We start from the raw sequence: 15,695 nt of genomic DNA on the forward strand, positions 1-15,695 counted from the left end.
CGGTGGGGGCGTGCGTGTATGTGCCGGCTCGGGTGGCCGGGGTCGGCCCCCGTCCGTGGCCGGGAAACTGCGCAGTAAGTGCTAAGCCGTTCAATTGAATTAGTGACCTGCGGACGAGGAAAAAATCTCTTACGGAGAATCTTGACCAGCAGGATTGTGCTCAAAGTTTCCCGCAAGTAACGTCCCGGCCTGTCACAGAACGTGTGTGGCTGAACAGGGCACGGCCCTCACGCAACACGGTTCATCCCGCACTTCCTGCCTCGGCGCAGGATTCCTGGTGCGTCCCCACAACAGTGCACCCGCATTGTCGAATCGGAGGAACTACTGTGCGCAACTCCCTCAGAAGGCTCGTGGTCGCGACAGGCGCCACCGTCGCCGCTGTCGTTCTCGCCGCCCCCGCAGCAACGGCCGGCGCCACGGCCGTGTGGACTGTCGGTCCCTCGTCGCCCGAGACGTTCTCGGCCACCGCCACCAGTGCGGTGCTCACCCTCAACAGCATCCCGATGACATGTTCGGGGTCCGCTGCCGCCGGCACGCTGACCTCGGCCAGTGGCACCACGAACGTCCAGGTGGGCACGATCGCCCCGCTGACGTTCAGCGGCTGCACCAGCCCGTTCGGCACCGTGACGCCGACCACCAACACCTCGCCGGCGTGGCGCCTGGTGGCCAACACCTACAGCGGTGGGGTCACCAGCGGCTACATCGACGGTGTCCAGGCGACCATCAAGGTGCTCACCTGCACCTTCACGGTGACGGGCCGGGTCGCGGCGACCTACACCAACTCCACCGGCAAGCTGGCGGTCTCCAACAACGCCACCTACAAGCTGTCCGTCGCGACGATCAGCGCCAGCGGCTGCAGCGGCATCGCCAAGGTCGGTGACGTCCCGACGTTCACCTCCTCCTACGGGGCGGTCACCCCGGCCGGCGGCACGACCAAGCCGACCATCGTCTACAGCTGATCCGGCCACCGCACGATCCGGCCGGAACGGGTCCGCGCGGCGGGGAGCTCCCCGCCGCGCGAGCCGCCGTCCGGCTCGCCCGAAGGGAGACAGCGTCAGTGATGCCCATCCTCGCGCCGGGGGTCCGGCGCCGAACCACGGCACGCGGTGCGGTCGTGGCGACCGCGGTGCTTCTGGGCGGGATGCTGCCAGGAGCCCAGGCGACGGCCGGGGATCACGAGATCGATGCCCACCTCGTGTACACCTGCGACTTCGCATCGGGCGAGCAGCAGGTCCAGGTGGGTGTCACCGCGACTGTTCCCGACTCCGCCAGGGCCGGTGAGAGGATCACGCCCACCGACGTCGTGACGGAGGTGACCCTTCCGGATGCCGTGGTCAAGGAACTGGCCGGGGCGGGCGCGGTCACGCTGGGCGCCGAGACCCGGCTCACCACCCGGGTCGGGCAGCAGGGCCACCGTACGGAGACCGAGTGGCTCGGCACGACCGGCACCGCTGTGCCGGTTCCCGCCTCGGGGCCGCTGACCCTGAGATCGGCCGGCGAAGTCCCCTTCGTCAGGCCTCTTGCGGCGGGCGACCTCACATTCGACGCCCTCGGGCTCGCGGGTGTGCTGACGCCCAGAAAGGCCGACGGAACCGCGGTCGAACCGGCAGCCACGGCGGCCGGAGGAACCGCGGTCGAACCGGCCGCCACGGAACTCGCCTGCACCCCCGAGGCCGATCAGCCGACCGGTCTGGGAAAGGTGCGGATCACGGGCGAGGAACCCGGGATCACGCCGGAGCCCACCTGGCCCGGTGACACCGGGAGCGGTAAGGCCGAGGCCAGGCCGAAGGACCTTGCCGCGCCCGAGGTCGGCGCGCGCAAGGAGCCGTCGGCCGCGGCCGAAGCGGCGCCTCCCTGCGTGGGTGACCCGAACGACGGGCTCAACATGGTCGCCTACGTCACCGGTTACGCCGACGTGACGAAACTCAGGAGCGCGACCAAGTTCCCGCTGGCCTGCGCGCAGATCACCCAGGGGGAGACCCGCCCCGACTTCTCCCAGCCCGGCTTCCTCCACATGTACCAGGACTCCGCCGTGGTACTGGACTACCAGGGCAAACCACAGCTCCCACCGGCCTCGGGGACGTTCCTGACCTTCGGTTTCATGCCGACCACGGCGGTCATGGAGATGACCCAGATACCGCCGAAGACCGGCGGCGACGGCCTCCTCGTCCCCAACATCAAGTCCGACATCGCGATCGATCTCTCGAACAACTCCAGCAAGAACATCACGGTCATCACGATGGACTTCATGCTGCGGCTGCGTGATGTCGAGGTCAACGGCGTACCGATGGACGTCGGGGACTCGTGCCGCACGAGCAAGCCCTTCCGCCTCACGCTGGAGGGGCGGATGACCATGACGCCGGAGGGCGTCATCGACGGATACACCCTGGTCAGCGGTGGTGTGCTGACCGGTTCGGTCACCATCCCGCCGTTCAGCGGATGCGGAACCGCCGGTGAGGACCTCGACAGTCTGTTCACGGCGTCCATCTCCGGCGAGTCCGGCTACGTCAAGCAGACCCAGGGAGCTCCGTGCGCGACCGTGAGCGCCGACCCCACGTACTGCACGCCTGAGGGGCAGCCCGTCAACGTACCCGTCGCGGAGCGCTGAACCGGCTCGTCCCGCGCAGGCCCCCTATCGCACCGCGTCCGGCATTCCACACTGATGCGCGAAACGAATCGAGGAACAATGAGACCTGTCCTGAAGAGCTGGCGAACCGGCCTTCTCGCGGCCGCGGCCACCGCGGCACTGGTCGTACCGGTGATCGCCTCGCCCGCCGGTGCGGCAGCGGCGGCCCCTCAGCTCAACGGAAACTGGGCGCCGTTCAACCGGTGTCCGGTGGACGCTCCCGCCATGCTGGCCACGGACGGCGATGCCGAGATCGCCCTGTGCGTGACCTCGACGTCCCCCAGCGGCACGATCAAGCTCGGCAACACCACCGCGACGACCGGGGCGACCAATCTCCAGTTCGGCGTGGTCCAGCACCCGGCCGAGGGCACCTACAGCGTCGTGCCGCCGGCCGCCGGGTCCATCATCAGTGACCGGACCACCATTCCCGGCGGTCTGATCGGGCTGATGTGCCCGAGCGACATCCCGTTCGTGACGTCCATCTGCAACCAGATCACCAACGGCACACTGAACAAGGTCACGGCCACGGTCGAGTCGGCGGGAGCGCCGAAGGACTTCGACCTGGTGGCGGGACTCAGCTCCGGACCGATCGTCTCCCTGCCGATCAGGATCCACCTGGAGAACCCGTTCCTCGGCTCGGGCTGCTACCTCGGCTCGTCCTCCAACCCGATCGTGCTGCACCCGGGCAATCTGAGCCAGCCGGAGCTCGGCGTGACGCTGTTCGATCCCAACGGGGCGACGAACCCGGAGGGTTCGCTGATCCAGTTCGCCCTGACCGGCGCCTCCCAGGGTGACAGCACCTTCTCCGTACCCAAGTCCAGCGGCTGTGGGCTGGGTGGCCTTCTCAACGGTGTGCTCGACCTCAAGACCGGGCTGCCCGCGGGGTCCGGAAAGAACAACCTGGTGCTGAACAACGCCTCGACGTACACCGTCGGCCTGACCGCGCCCGGCGCCGTCGTACCCGACGCCGGAAAGATTCTTTCCGACAACTGGCATTCCGCTGTGAAGTAACCCGCCCCTCCCGGGCCGGCCGAAGCGGATTTGTCACTTCGTGCGTGCCCCATGCCGTCCCGTGTTCGCGCCCGCCCCGGTCAGGTCACTCCTGGCCGGGGCGGGCTGCGTCCTGCCCAGGGGCGGCGAATCGTTTCCGCTCGAAGCGCCCGGCCCTCCGGAAACAACTCACATCCGGATAGGTTTCGAAAGCCCGTTGCTCACTGCGGGACAAGAAATCCGCACCCGGAGATACCGGTCGAGAAAGTTCATGAACCAGTATTGCGAACTCAGGTTACCGGGCCGTAGCGTCCGCACTGAGGGGGGCGACAGCCATCTTGTCCGAAAGGCGTGAGGCTCGGGCTCCTGGCGGGTCCGGACCACCGGACCGAAGGCCGGGGCCAGGTGCGCAGATTCTGACAAGCCCACCGAGTGGGATTGTCAATCAGTGACAAGTGGTCCGACCTGAGCCATCGATTCACCGATCTCCGCTGCTCAACGGCTTGTCCTGGCGGTTTCGGCGGACATAACGTGCGCCTCCTGATGCATGTGTGACGAGCCGCCATTGGATTTCTCAGAGCCGGAGTGCTGACTGATGACTTCGTTCACCGACACGTCGAGGGAGGGCCGATGGGAATCGAAGTAGTCGTGGAAGGCCTGACGAAATCCTTCGGAAAGCAGAACATCTGGCAGGACGTCAGCCTCACTCTCCCGGCCGGCGAGGTGAGCGTCATGCTCGGCCCGTCAGGAACGGGAAAGACCGTCTTTCTCAAATCCATCATCGGTCTGCTCAAACCTGAACAGGGCCGCGTCCTCGTCAATGGCGTCGACATGGTGAACGGTTCCGAGCGGGACATCATGGAAGCCCGCAAACTGTTCGGCCTCATGTTCCAGGACGGTGCGCTCTTCGGCTCGATGTCGCTTTTCGACAACATCGCGTTCCCGCTCCGGGAGCACACCCGTAAGAAGGAATCCGAGATCCGCCGCATCGTGATGGAGCGGATCGACGTGGTCGGCCTCCTGGGCGCCGAGGACAAGCTGCCCGGCGAGATCTCCGGGGGTATGCGCAAGCGGGCCGGCCTGGCCCGGGCGCTCGTCCTGGACCCGCAGATCATCCTCTGCGACGAACCCGACTCCGGACTCGACCCGGTCCGCACCGCGTTCATCTCCCAGCTCCTCGTCGACCTGAACGCCCAGATCGACGCGACGATGCTCATCGTCACGCACAACCTCGACATCGCCTCCACGGTCCCGGACAACATGGGGATGCTGTTCTGCCGCAACCTCGTCACCTTCGGGCCGCGCGAGGTGCTGCTCACCAGTGATCTGCCCGTGGTCAACCAGTTCCTGGCCGGGCGTTGCGAAGGCCCCATCGGGATGTCCGAGGAGAAAGACGCCGCCACCCTCGCCGCCGAGGAGCTCAACGGCTATGGGCAGGGCATCAGTTCGGCCAACGCCCCGCGCACCGTCGTCCCGCAGCTGGAGCCCTCGCCGGGCCTCCCGGTGCGCCAGGGCGCCCTGCGCCGCCGGGAGCGGGTCATGTCGATGATGGGACAGCTGCCGGAGGCCGCCCGTACCGCCATCCTGAACAGCTACAGTCCTGCCGCGGGCGGTGGTCGCCCGTGACGGCACCCATGCCGGTGCGGCCCCCCGAGCCGCCGGTGGACCGGGTGCCGGCCAAGGCCCCCGAGCAGAGACGCCCGAGCCGGTTGTCCGCCCCGTTGCGCGAGACCGGGAGGCTGTTCGCCCTGGCCGGGACCGTGTGCCGCGAGACCTTCCGACGGCCTTTCCAGGTACGGGAGTTCATCGAGCAGTTCTGGTTCGTCGCCAGCGTCACGATCCTGCCCGCCGCCCTCGTCTCCATCCCGTTCGGCGCGGTCATCGCCCTCCAGGTCGGCTCGCTCACCCAGCAGCTCGGCGCCCAGTCGTTCACCGGCGGCGCCAGCGTCCTCGCCGTCATCCAGCAGGCCAGCCCGATCATCGTGGCGCTCCTGGTCTCCGGGGCGGCGGGTTCAGCCATCTGCGCCGACCTCGGATCGCGCAAGATCCGTGAGGAGCTCGACGCGATGGAGGTCATGGGCGTCTCGCCCGTGCAGCGCCTGGTCGTCCCGCGCGTGCTGGCCACCATGCTGGTCGCCGTCCTGCTGAACGGTCTCGTCTCCGTCGTCGGCACGCTCGGCGGCTACTTCTTCAACGTGATCATGCAGGACGGCACCCCGGGCGCCTATCTCTCCAGCTTCTCCGCCCTGGCCCAGCTGCCGGACCTCTACGTCAGCGAGATCAAGGCCCTGATCTTCGGCTTCATCGCCGGAATCGTCGCCGCCTACCGCGGACTGAACCCGCGCGGCGGACCGAAGGGGGTCGGCGACGCGGTCAACCAGTCCGTCGTCATCACGTTCATGCTGCTGTTCTTCGTGAACATGGTCCTCACGGCGATCTACCTCCAGATCGTCCCCGCGAAGGGGAGCTGACCGATGTCGATGCTCAGCTGGCTCGACCGATCGGGTGACCAACTCACCTTCTACGTAAGGGCCCTGGTCTGGATTCCCCGGACCCTGCGCCGCTACCTGAAGGAAGTGCAGCGGCTCCTCGCCGAGGTCGCCTTCGGCAGCGGCGGACTCGGGGTCGTCGGCGGCACCATCGGCGTCATGATCGCGATGACCCTGGCCACCGGCACGGTCGTCGGACTCCAGGGATACGCGGCCCTCAACCAGATCGGCACCGCAGCCTTCACCGGCTTCATCTCCGCGTACTTCAACACCCGGGAGATCGCACCGCTCGTCGCAGGCCTCGCTCTCTCCGCGACCGTCGGCGCCGGCTTCACCGCGCAGCTCGGCGCCATGCGGATCAACGAGGAGATCGACGGGCTGGAGTCGATGGGCGTGCGCTCCATGCCCTACCTCGTGACCACCCGCATCATCGCCGGGGTCGTCGCCATCATCCCGCTGTACGCGATCGGGCTGCTCTCCTCGTACGTCGCCTCCCGCTACGTCACCGTCCTGTTCAACGGGCAGTCCGCGGGCACGTACGACCACTACTTCAACCTCTTCCTCTCCCCGCAGGACGTGCTGCTGTCGGTGCTCAAAGTGCTGATCTTCAGCGTGATGGTGATCCTCGCGCACTGCTACTACGGCTACCACGCCACCGGCGGGCCCGCCGGAGTGGGCGTGGCCGTCGGCCGCTCGGTGCGCAACGCGATCGTGCTGATCAGCGTCACCGACTTCTTCCTCTCGCTCGCCATCTGGGGCGCCACGACGACCGTGAAGGTGGCCGGCTGATGACATCCCCGACCACAAGGAGCACCAGGGCCGTGAGGACCGCCGGCCGCAGAACCGCCGGGGTCGCGTTCTTCCTCGTGCCCGCCGTACTCATCTGGGTCTCGGTCTCCGTGTACGAGAAGGACTTCGTCCACGACGCGACCGTCACCGTACGGACGTCGAGCGTGGGCAACGAGATGCACGACAACGCCGACGTGAAGCTGCGCGGTGTCGTCATCGGCCAGGTCCGCAGCATCGCGGCCGACGGTGAGGGTGCCCGCCTCACCCTGGCGATCAAGCCGGACAAGCTCGACCGCGTCCCGGCCGACGTCACCGCGCAGATGCTGCCCACCACGCTGTTCGGCGAACGGTTCGTGGCCCTCGTGCCGCCCGCCGTACCGTCCGCGCAGACGCTGCGGGCCGGCGCCGTCATCCCGCAGGACCGCTCCAGCAACGCCCTCGAACTCGAAGAGGTCCTCGACAACGTCCTGCCCCTGCTGACCGCGGTGAAGCCGGAGAAACTCTCCGCCACGCTCAACGCGGTCTCCCAGGCACTCCGGGGCCGCGGCGAGAAGCTCGGCGACACCCTGGTCACCCTCGATGCCCATCTGAAGAAGTTCAACCCCCAACTCCCCACGCTCAATGAGGACATCAAGCAACTGGTCAAAGTGAGCGCGCTGTACGCGGACGCCGCACCCGACGTCCTGGACGCGCTCAACGACTTCACCGTCACCAGCGGAACCGTCGCCGAACAGCAGGCCGAACTCGCCGACCTGTACGGCTCCACCACCGCGTCCGCCCGGGACCTCACCGCGTTCCTGGAGAAGAACAAGGACAACCTCATCCGGCTCGCGACCTCGGGCAGGCCGACGCTGGAGACCCTCGCGAAGTACTCGTCGGAGTTCCCCTGCACGCTGCGTACCATCGCCGGGTTCGTGCCGGCCATGGACAAGGCGCTCGGCAAGGGAACCGACCGGCCGGGGCTCCACGTCACGCTCAAGGCCGTGCCCTCCAAGGGGAAGTACGTGGCGGGCAAGGACACCCCGGTCTACAACTCGACCGGCGGACCCCACTGCTACTCCGTCCCCTATGTCGGCCGGACCGTGCCGACCGCCGACGCCCGGACCACCGCGGACAACAGCGGTACGGCGGATCCGGAGACGATCGCCCCCGAAGAAGTCCCGGCGGCCGACACGTCCCTCGGCATGCCCAACTCCCCGCAGGAGAGCAGGCTCGTGAACGAACTGGTCGCTCCCTCACTGAAGGTCCGGCCGCAGGCCCTGCCCGAGTGGAGCAGCGTGCTCATCGGTCCGGCCTTCCGCGGCGTGGAGGTGAAGCTCAAGTGAAGCGCCGCTCCCTCGCGGGACCGCTCGCGAAATCGATCGTCTTCATCCTGGTGACGGTCCTCGCCACCACGGTGCTGGGTCTCTCCATCGCCAACACCGGTGTCGGCGAGACCCGTTCGTACCGGGCCAGGTTCACCGACGCGACCGGACTCATCGTCGGCGACAGCGTCCGGATCGCCGGCGTCAAGGTCGGACAGGTCGAGTCCATCGAGGTGGCCGACCGGCGGCTCGCCGAGGTCCGCTTCAACGTGCGGAAGAGCCGGAAGCTGCCGGCTTCGGTGACCGCGTCGATCAAGTACCTCAACATGGTCGGCCAGCGCTACATCGACCTCGACCAGGGTGCGGGCCCCGTCGGCGAGAGCTTCACCGCAGGCGCCACCATCCCGCTCTCCCGCACCACCCCGGCCCTCGACCTCACCCAGCTCTTCAACGGCTTCCAGCCGCTCTTCGAAGGGCTCTCCCCGCCCGACGTCAACCAGCTGGCCGGCTCCATCGTCCAGGTGCTCCAGGGCGAGGGCGGCACCATCGACAGCATCCTCCAGCACGTCGGATCGCTGACCGGCACAGTCGCCGCCAAGGACAAGGTGATCGGCGAGGTGATCAAGAACCTCAACACGGTCCTGAAGACCGTCAACGACCGCGAAGCCGGCTTCAACGACCTGGTCGACACCCTCCAGGCACTCGTCACCGGATTCTCGGGCGACCGCAAGCCGCTCGGCGAGGCCGTCACCGCGATGGGCGCACTCACCACGGTCACGGCCGACCTGTTCAAGGACGGGCGCAAGCCGCTCAAGGAGGACATCAAGCAGCTCGGCCGGCTCTCCGACCGGCTCGCCGACAACTCCCCGAAGATCGAGAACTTCCTGGAGAAGACCCCGGCCAAGATGGAGGCCATCAGCCGCCTCGCCTCGTACGGCTCATGGCTCAACCTCTACCTCTGCGAAGCCAAGGTCAGCGGAGTGGCGACCAGCGACGGCAGCACCCCGCCGACCGGCATCGAGATCACCCAGCCGAGGTGCCTGTCATGAGAATCAAGCCCGTACGCGACCGCAACCCCGTCGCCGTCAGCATCGTCGGACTGCTCGTGCTCGCCCTCCTGGGATACGGGGCCTACCGCGCCGACTCCCTGCCCTTCATCGGCGGCGGCACCACCTACAGCGCCGACTTCACCGAGTCCGCCGGACTCGACGAGGGCGACGAGGTGCGGATCGCCGGAGTGAAGGTCGGCAAGGTCACCGGCGTCTCCCTCGAAGGCGCCAAGGTCAAGGTCACCTTCAAGGTCAAGGACGCCTGGATCGGCAACGCCAGCACCGTCGGCATCGCCATCAAGACGCTCCTCGGCGACAAGTACCTCGCCGTGGACCCGCTCGGCGAATCGCCCCAGAACCCGGACGAGCGCATCACGGCCGGCCGCACCACCTCCCCGTACGACGTCACGCAGGCCTTCAACGGGCTCGGCGAGACCATCGAGGAGATCGACACCGCGCAGCTCGCCAAGAGCTTCGAGACGATCTCCGCCACGTTCAAGGACTCCCCGCCGAACGTGAAGAGCGCCGCCAAGGGGCTCTCCGCCCTCTCCAGGACCGTGTCCGAGCGTGACGCCCAGCTGGCGACCCTCCTCAAGGGCAGCAAGCAGCTCACCAAGACGCTCGCCAACAAGAAGAGCAGCTTCGAGACCCTCCTCGAGGACGGCAACCTGCTCCTCGGCGAGATCCAGGCCCGCCGCGACTCCATCCACCTCCTGCTCACCGGCACCCGAGACCTGGGCGTCCAGCTCACCGCGCTCGTCGCCGACAACAACAAGCAGCTGAAGCCCACGCTCAAGGCGCTGGGCCGGGTCACCGCGGTACTGAACAAGAACCGCAAGAGCCTCGACAAGGTGCTCGCGCTCTCCGGCTCGTACAACAGGCTCGTCGGCAACACTCTCGGCAACGGCCGCTGGTTCGACAACTACGTCTGCGGTGTCGTCCCGAAGAACTACCTGCCCGCCAACACCCCGCCGGCCACCGGATGCATGCCTCCCAAGCAGGAAGGCGGGAGCTGAGATGAGACTCACCCGCATCATCGGCATCGGGGCCGGCCTCGCGGTCGTGGCCGTCGCGGCCACCACCGGTGTGATGGCCATGGAGGAAGAGGGCACGACGACCGTCACCGCGTACTTCGACCGGGCGACCGGCGTGTACGCCGGATCCGACCTGCGGATTCTCGGGGTGCGGGTCGGAACCGTCGAGTCGGTCGAGCCGCGTGGCAAGGACGTCAAGGTGGTTCTGCGCGTCGACAAGGACATCCAGGTGCCGAAGGACGTGCACGCGGTCGTCGTCGCGCCCAGCCTCGTCGCCGACCGCTACGTGCAGCTCGCCCCCTCCTACACCGGGGGAGCGGTCCTCGCCGACGGTGCCGAACTGCCCGCCGAGAAGAACGCCACACCGGTCGAGGTGGACCAGCTGTACGAGTCCATCACCGAGATCTCCGCCGCGCTCGGCCCGGACGGGGCGAACGCGGAGGGCGCCTTCGCCGGGCTCCTGGACACCGGTGCGAAGAACCTCAAGGGCAACGGCAAGGACATCGGCGACTCCATCGAGCAGTTCGGCAAGGCGACGAAGACGCTCGACAGGAGCAGCGGGAACCTCTTCGACACGCTGGCCTACCTCCAGACGTTCACCACCATGCTGAAGGACAACGACAGCAACGTACGGACGGCCGAGGACCAGCTGAACTCCGTCACCGGCTTCCTGGCCGACGACAAGAAGAACCTCGGGGCCGCGCTCAAGGAACTCGGCACCGCCCTCGGCCAGGTCAAGACGTTCATCAAGGACAACCGGGGCGCGCTCAAGGAGAACGTCGACGCCCTGGTGCCGATCACGCAGACCCTCGTCGACCAGCGCGCCTCGCTGGCCGAATCGCTCGACACGCTGCCGCTGTCGGCGGGCAACGTCCTGAACGCGTACGACCCGGCCAACCGCACACTCAACGGCCGGACCGACCTCAACGAGCTCAGCATGGGCGGTCCCCTTACGGAGTCGTCCATCGGCCTCGATGGACTCTCGCCCGTCGACGCGGAACAGCAGCAGGCGCTGCCCTCGCTGCCCCTGCCGGCCGTGGGCACCGTCTACGGCACGACGCAGGACAGCGGGAACGACAAGAAGGGGGCGAACCAGTGAGCCGGACCCTGCGCAGACCCGGTGCCCTCGCGACCACGGGCGCATCCACCCTGATCGCGTTCGGCCTCTGCTGCACGCTCCTCGTCACCGGATGCGGGGCCCCGAGCTTCTCCGGGATCGAGGACGTGCCGCTGCCCGGCGGCGCGGACCTCGGCGACCATCCGTACGAGATCACGGCCGACTTCGGGGACGTGCTCAGTCTCGCCCCGCAGTCCTCCGTGAAGGTCAACGACGTCGCCGTCGGCCGCGTCACCAAGATCTCCCTCGCCCCGGACACCTGGCAGGCCAGGGTCACCATGAAGGTCAACGGGCAGATCAAACTGCCCGCCAACGCCTACGCGCACCTGGAGCAGTCGAGCCTGCTGGGCGAGAAGTACATCCAGCTCTCGCCCCCCGCGAGCGGCACCGCCGTGGGCACCCTCGCCCCGGGTGACCGGATCCCGCTCACCCGGACCAACCGCAACCCGGAGGTCGAGGAGGTGTTCGGTGCCCTGTCGATGCTCCTCAACGGCGGCGGCATCAACCAGCTGAAGACCATCACCACCGAACTCAACAAGGCGCTGACCGGTCAGGAACCCAAGGTCCGGTCCATGCTCAGGCGCGTCGACACACTCGTCACCAACCTCGACAACCACCGCGGCGACATCACCGCGGCGCTCGACGGCGTCAACCGGCTCTCCACCACGCTCGCCACCCGCAAGCAGGACGTCGGAAAGGTCCTCACCGAACTCAGCCCCGGGATGAAGGTCCTGGAGAAGCAGCGCGGCTCGCTCCTGACGATGCTGCGCTCCCTGGACACGCTCTCCACCGTCGCCGTCACCACCATCAACAGGAGCAAGGCGGACACGATCGCCGACCTGAAGGCCATCGCCCCCACCCTCAGGGCCCTGGCCGACTCCGGCAACGACCTGCCCGACTCCCTTCAGGTGCTGCTCACCTACCCGTTCACGGACGAGGTGCTGCGCGGCGTGAAGGGCGACTACCTCAACGTGTACCTGGACATGACGGCAGAACCCGGCACCCAGATCATTCCGGCGTACGAGCCGGAGGAGACGGGGCCCCCGGCGGGGGCGAAGGCGGTCGCCGGTGCGGGTCTTCCGCTGCCCCTTCCCGTGACCTCCGCGCCCACGACTTCGGCCCCCACGACCTCCGCCCGGACGACTCCGACCCCTGCGACTTCGGCCCCTGAGGGGAGCAACTGATGATCACCCTCGCCATCCGGCTGAAGAACATCGCGTTCCTGATCATCGCGGTGCTGGCGCTCGGCTATCTGGGCGTGCGCTACGCCGACCTCGGCCACTACGTCGGCATGCGCGACTACTACACGGTGAAGATACAACTCCCGCGCACCGGAGGCCTGTTCACCCACTCCAACGTCACCTACCGCGGCGTTTCCGTGGGCCGCGTCGGTCCCATCGAGCTCACCGACGACGGCGTGGAGGCCGAGCTGCGGATCAAGAAGTCCGCGCCCTCCATCCCCGACGACCTGACGGCGGTCGTGGCCAGCCTCTCCGCGGTCGGCGAGCAGTACGTCGACCTGCGGCCGACCCGCACCGAGGGCCCGTTCCTCGCCAACGGCTCGGTCATCGACCAGGCCGAGACCACCGTCCCGGCGCCTGTGACGAACGTCCTCACCAGCGTCAACGACCTGGCCTCCTCGGTCGACCTGGAGTCTCTGCGCACCGTGGTCGACGAGTTCGGCACCGCGTTCTCCGGACGAGGCGACGACCTCCAGGTCCTCCTGGACACCGGCAGCGAGTTCGTCGAGGCGGCCGACGACGCGCTCCCCGTCAACACCAAGCTGATGGCTGACGGCGAGACCGTACTGCGCACCCAGGCCGAACAGGGCGAGGCACTCAAGGGCTTCGCCTCGGGCGCGAAGGAACTGGCCGCCCAGCTGAAGGGCTCGGACACCGACCTGCGCAAGCTCATCGCCGCCGGACCCGACGCGACCGGGCAGATCAGTGGGCTGCTGCGCGACCTCGACCCGAGCTTCGGGGTCGTCGTCGCCAACCTCCTCACCACGTCGGACGTCGCCGTCACCCGGCAGCGCGGGCTGGAGGAACTCCTCGTGAAACTCCCCGCCGTCGCGGCGGCCGGTGCCAGCGCGGTCGACGAGGACGGTGCCCGGTTCGGGATGTCGGTCACCTTCTTCGAGCCATTGCCCTGCACCGCCGGCTACGGCTCCACGAAGTACCGCAACGGGCTCGATCTCGCACCCGCGCCCGCGCTCAACACCAAGGCCCGCTGCACCTCCTCGCCCGGCACCGGGATCAACGTCCGCGGCAGCGCGAACGCCCCGAAGGGCGGCCCCCTGCCCGCACCGGCGAAGCCCGGCACGCTGCTCCTCAGCGACAGCGCCGAGGGCCGGCTGCCCGGGCTGCTCGGCGCTCCGGCCGACATCGCCCCAGCAGCCGGCGGAATGGCCGGACTGCTGGGCCTGGGACAGGAGGGCGGCGCATGACCTCCCGTACCCGCACCCTCAGCGGCTGGGCCGTCCTCCTCGTCGCCGCGCTCGTCTGCGCCCTCGGCGGCTGGTCGTACGCCCAGGCGCGGGGCGACGACGACCTGGCGTACGCCAAGAGCCGGGACGCCGCGCTGGCCGACGGCAGGGTGGACCTGGCCCGGCTCAACAGCCTCGACGGCAAGGACGGCGCGAGCATCGACGCCGGTCTCGCCGCCTGGCTCGACGCTTCCACCGGCCCGCTGCACGACCAGCTCAAGCGCACCCGCGAGAAGGACGCCGCCGAGCTGAAGAAGTCCGGCGCCACGGCGCGCGGGAAGGTCACCGACGCGGCGCTCACGGAAGTCGACGAACGGACGGGCACCGCGTTGATGATCGCCACCGTCGACGTCGAGGTCACCCCGCGTACCGGAAAGGCCGGCACCGAGCGCAAACGCTTCGAGGCCACCCTCGTCCGGACCGGGGACGGCTGGAAGATCAAGGCGCTCACGGCGCTCGGCATAGGAGGCGGCGCATGAAGCCGGGAAGCGGGACCACGACGGACGTCGTGACCGACGAGACGGACGTCGCGACCGACGAGACGGATGTCGAGGGCGCCGAGGCCGGGGAAGCCGGCGTGCCCGGAACTGCCGAGCGCGCGAGAGACGACGACACCGGTGCCGGTGCCGGTGCCGGTGCCGATGCGGGTGCGGGTGCGGGTGCCCCCGGGGGTGAAGAGACCGAAGCCGGGCCCGCCCGGCGGTGGCCCCGCGTGCTGGCCGGGGTGCTCGCCGTCGTCCTGCTCGCGGCCGGGGGCGCCTTCTACGTAGCGGGCCGGCAGCTCCGCGACACCCCCGCCACCTCGAACAAGGCGCTGACGGACAGTGCCGCCACCACGCAGGTCGCCGGCGATGTGACGAACGCGCTCGGCAAGGTCTTCTCCTACGGTCCCGGCGACACCGCCGCCACCAAGGCCTCCGCGCAGCAACTTCTCGCGGGCAAGGCCCTCCAGCAGTACGCGGCGCTCTTCGGCCAGGTCGAGAAGCAGGCCGCCGACCAGAAGCTCACCCTCACCACACATGTCGTGCGCGCCGGGGTGACCCGGCTGACCCACGACAGCGCGCACCTCCTGGTCTTCATGGACCAGGTCTACGAACGCAAGGGCAAGGCCGCGAGCACCGCGGCGGCGCAGCTGTCGGTCACGGCCCGGCTCCGGCAAGGCCGCTGGACGATCGTGGAGATCGACGCCCGGTAGCGCGACCGACCGCACCACCTACGACCGCACCACACGGCACCAGGCACAGCACAGACAGGCCGGCAGGGAGAGGCAGCGATGGCACGGGTACGGATGACGAGGAACCCGCTGGTGGCGGCAGCGATCGTGCTGACCGTCGCGGCGGCCGGCGCCGCGGGCTGGGGCGGAGTGTCCCGGTACCAGGCGGCGCACGACGACTCGGCGGCGTACGCCCAGGTCCGCGACGACGCGCTGGCCGCCGGCGAGCAGGCCGTGCAGAACATGAACACGCTCGATCACGAGCAGCTCGCCAAGGGGCTCGACAGCTGGGAGGACTCCACCACCGGGGACCTGCACCAGCAACTGGTCGACGGACGGGACGGGTTCGTCAAGCAGATCCAGGAGGCGAAGACCGTCAGCACGGCCAAGGTGCTGTCCGGTGCGGTCACCGAGCTCGACGACCGGGCCGGAAAGGCGGGCGTGATGGTGGCGCTGCGGGTGACCGTGACCGCGCCCAAGGGCAAGCCCGCGGTCAAGGAGAGCCGGATGCTGGGCCAGCTCACCCGTACCTCCGACGGGTGGAAGCTCAGCGCCCTCGGCCAGGCACCCGTCGGCAACACCGCCGGCTGACGGCCGAC

General features: G+C 68.6%; 15 protein-coding genes. All 15 read left to right on the plus strand.

Annotated features, from left to right (window positions below; all coding sequences use genetic code 11):
• Window positions 1–326: 326 nt before the first annotated feature.
• The 15 genes from JGS39_RS03185 (at window position 327) to JGS39_RS03255 (ending at window position 15,687) form a co-directional block, all read left to right on the plus strand.
• Window positions 327–959 carry a hypothetical protein gene (locus JGS39_RS03185; RefSeq protein ID WP_219567132.1) on the plus strand — a complete coding sequence of 211 codons (633 nt, stop codon included), beginning with the start codon at window positions 327–329 and terminating at the stop codon, window positions 957–959.
• Window positions 960–1,060: 101 nt separating this feature from the next.
• On the plus strand, window positions 1,061–2,608 hold the full coding sequence (locus JGS39_RS03190) for a DUF6801 domain-containing protein (RefSeq protein WP_219567133.1): 1,548 nt from the start codon (window positions 1,061–1,063) through the stop codon (window positions 2,606–2,608).
• Window positions 2,609–2,686: 78 nt separating this feature from the next.
• Window positions 2,687–3,637, plus strand: coding sequence for a hypothetical protein (locus JGS39_RS03195; RefSeq protein ID WP_219567134.1), 951 nt, complete (start codon window positions 2,687–2,689; stop codon window positions 3,635–3,637).
• 609 nt (window positions 3,638–4,246) lie between these two features.
• Window positions 4,247–5,242: an ABC transporter ATP-binding protein gene (locus JGS39_RS03200; RefSeq protein WP_219567135.1), complete on the plus strand. Its 996-nt coding sequence runs from the start codon at window positions 4,247–4,249 to the stop codon at window positions 5,240–5,242.
• Complete coding sequence (locus JGS39_RS03205) at window positions 5,239–6,087, plus strand: MlaE family ABC transporter permease (RefSeq protein ID WP_219567136.1); 849 nt, start codon at window positions 5,239–5,241, stop codon at window positions 6,085–6,087. The genes JGS39_RS03200 and JGS39_RS03205 overlap by 4 nt, the downstream gene beginning before the upstream one ends.
• Window positions 6,088–6,090: 3 nt before the next feature.
• Window positions 6,091–6,894: an MlaE family ABC transporter permease gene (locus JGS39_RS03210; protein WP_148016908.1), complete on the plus strand. Its 804-nt coding sequence runs from the start codon at window positions 6,091–6,093 to the stop codon at window positions 6,892–6,894.
• Window positions 6,894–8,219, plus strand: coding sequence for an MCE family protein (locus JGS39_RS03215; protein ID WP_219567137.1), 1,326 nt, complete (start codon window positions 6,894–6,896; stop codon window positions 8,217–8,219). The genes JGS39_RS03210 and JGS39_RS03215 overlap by 1 nt, the downstream gene beginning before the upstream one ends.
• A complete protein-coding gene (locus tag JGS39_RS03220) occupies window positions 8,216–9,247 on the plus strand; it encodes an MCE family protein (protein ID WP_219567138.1) in 1,032 nt (343 codons plus the stop codon). Before JGS39_RS03215 ends, JGS39_RS03220 begins: the two co-directional genes overlap by 4 nt.
• Complete coding sequence (locus JGS39_RS03225) at window positions 9,244–10,263, plus strand: MCE family protein (RefSeq protein ID WP_219567139.1); 1,020 nt, start codon at window positions 9,244–9,246, stop codon at window positions 10,261–10,263. Before JGS39_RS03220 ends, JGS39_RS03225 begins: the two co-directional genes overlap by 4 nt.
• A gap of 1 nt (window position 10,264) precedes the next feature.
• Window positions 10,265–11,380, plus strand: a complete 1,116-nt coding sequence (locus JGS39_RS03230) for an MCE family protein (RefSeq protein ID WP_219567140.1) — start codon at window positions 10,265–10,267, stop codon at window positions 11,378–11,380.
• Window positions 11,377–12,582, plus strand: coding sequence for an MCE family protein (locus tag JGS39_RS03235; RefSeq protein WP_219567141.1), 1,206 nt, complete (start codon window positions 11,377–11,379; stop codon window positions 12,580–12,582). Before JGS39_RS03230 ends, JGS39_RS03235 begins: the two co-directional genes overlap by 4 nt.
• Entirely contained in the window at window positions 12,582–13,844 is a 1,263-nt protein-coding gene (locus JGS39_RS03240) for an MCE family protein (RefSeq protein WP_219567142.1), read from the plus strand. Before JGS39_RS03235 ends, JGS39_RS03240 begins: the two co-directional genes overlap by 1 nt.
• Window positions 13,841–14,362 carry an ARC6/PARC6 family protein gene (locus JGS39_RS03245; RefSeq protein ID WP_219567143.1) on the plus strand — a complete coding sequence of 174 codons (522 nt, stop codon included), beginning with the start codon at window positions 13,841–13,843 and terminating at the stop codon, window positions 14,360–14,362. Before JGS39_RS03240 ends, JGS39_RS03245 begins: the two co-directional genes overlap by 4 nt.
• On the plus strand, window positions 14,359–15,078 hold the full coding sequence (locus JGS39_RS03250; RefSeq protein WP_219567144.1) for a hypothetical protein: 720 nt from the start codon (window positions 14,359–14,361) through the stop codon (window positions 15,076–15,078). Before JGS39_RS03245 ends, JGS39_RS03250 begins: the two co-directional genes overlap by 4 nt.
• A 78-nt stretch (window positions 15,079–15,156) precedes the next feature.
• Window positions 15,157–15,687, plus strand: coding sequence for an Rv1363c family protein (locus tag JGS39_RS03255; RefSeq protein ID WP_236062918.1), 531 nt, complete (start codon window positions 15,157–15,159; stop codon window positions 15,685–15,687).
• Window positions 15,688–15,695: the final 8 nt, after the last annotated feature.

The organism is Streptomyces poriferorum (genome assembly GCF_019399235.1).
GTDB lineage: Bacteria > Actinomycetota > Actinomycetes > Streptomycetales > Streptomycetaceae > Streptomyces > Streptomyces poriferorum.